Genomic DNA, 755 nt, shown 5'->3' with positions numbered 1-755 from the left:
GTGAAGGTGCTCATTGCTTGCGTCGGAAAGATGATCTTTGTGATGCCGGTAATGTGGTTCTGGGTGCTGGTGGTGTGCCGCTTGGTTGAACCAGAACGTATCTCAGACGTGTCAGGACTTATCTCTCCGGACGTGATCGGGTGGGCCGCTGGTGCGGCCATCACCCTCATTATCTATTCCGTTTTTACACGCCCAGCTTTGTACGGATACCACAACTTTTTCAAGCAGCATATTTGCTCAAGAGTAAAGCAAGTAACGCCGGAACTCAGAACAGTCACTGGGCCACTGTTCTTTTACCGAAACGAAATTGGAACGATATAGAGAGGAACCATGAAAGTAACCAATAAACTCAAACTGCTGGCACTGGGGCTGTGTATGGCCGGTACTGCCATCGCGGCTCCTGATGTGCTCAATGACGACGCAAAGCTCAAGAACCTTGAGAAGGTGTGTCCCGACTGTAAGATGGTGGCAAAAGATGTACTCAATCTGCGGGTTGAAAACTGCCAGCTCAAAGACACTTCCAGTGCAATGATGATTGGCACCATGCAAAATGACCCTATGTTTTCGTTTATGCTGGCAGTACACACAGCGGCAGGCTCGGAGGCATACAAAACGGTAGTTGGTGCCGCTGGCAACCATGTTGACTGTGAAAACCCGTTGAACTGGATCAAGCTGACCCAGCAAGCGATTAAAGGAGGCAAAGTCTAATGCGTAAGAGAGATTTCTTTTTTGGAGAGGTGTATGAGGGGGGTGCA

2 protein-coding genes are annotated in these 755 nt (G+C 49.4%); both read left to right on the top strand.

Annotated features, from left to right (window positions below; genetic code table 11):
• On the top strand, positions 1-321 hold a 321-nt coding region (locus tag R7P74_RS26115; protein ID WP_318123553.1), incomplete at its 5' end, for a hypothetical protein.
• A 9-nt stretch (positions 322-330) separates the two neighbouring features.
• Positions 331-708 (top strand): hypothetical protein, encoded by a 378-nt coding sequence (locus R7P74_RS26110; RefSeq protein ID WP_000869261.1) that lies wholly within the window; start codon positions 331-333, stop codon positions 706-708.
• The last annotated feature ends 47 nt before the right edge of the window (positions 709-755 follow it).

It is taken from the genome of Vibrio sp. 2033 (assembly GCF_033339735.1).
This window is presented reverse-complemented; position numbering and strand designations above follow the sequence as displayed.